The 525-nt window shown below is 64.0% G+C and carries 1 pseudogene; it reads right to left on the reverse strand.

Going from position 1 to position 525, the window contains the following annotated elements:
* Nucleotides 1–324: 324 nt before the first annotated feature.
* A pseudogene (locus ACYVD0_RS11085) lies at nt 325–525 on the reverse strand (quinone oxidoreductase family protein); the annotation flags it as partial.

Raw genomic sequence — 525 nt, forward strand, 5'->3', positions numbered from 1 at the left:
TACACCTTTGGTGGATAGCCCTGCAACGGACCGACAAAACGATCCTTTTCGAGAGGCCGTCGCGAGAAAGCAGCCCGCAGCCAGCGTTGGTCACCTCGAGTTTCGAAAACGGTCATGAGGGAGCTTCCTGCGGCCACAGCCAAGCGCAAAGCCGCGCCGCTGCTGGATCGAGCATTCCTTAGCGTGCTTTAAATTCCATTTTCTAAGACGCCCCCTGCCTGTCCAGGAGAGAGCAAGGGGGGCTCCCCGGAGAGGGGCTTCGACACCCCGTTCGGTAAGCGCCCGCCCGGGCCCGCAAAGCGGCGAACGCCCACCCGTCCTGGTTCAAGGAATCAGGATCACCTTCTCGCTGCGCCCTTCGTCGACGTCGTCATAACGCGCAGGGCCCTCGGCGAGGGGGGACTCGATCAACCCCTCCGGAGCGGGCAGGGTGCCGTCGTCGAAATGCCGGCCAAAGCGCTCCAGCATCCGTGCGCATTCGGCGCAGCCGTAGAGTAGCGAGTTGACGCCCACCACCGAGCCGCC

The organism is Azotobacter armeniacus (genome assembly GCF_054779355.1).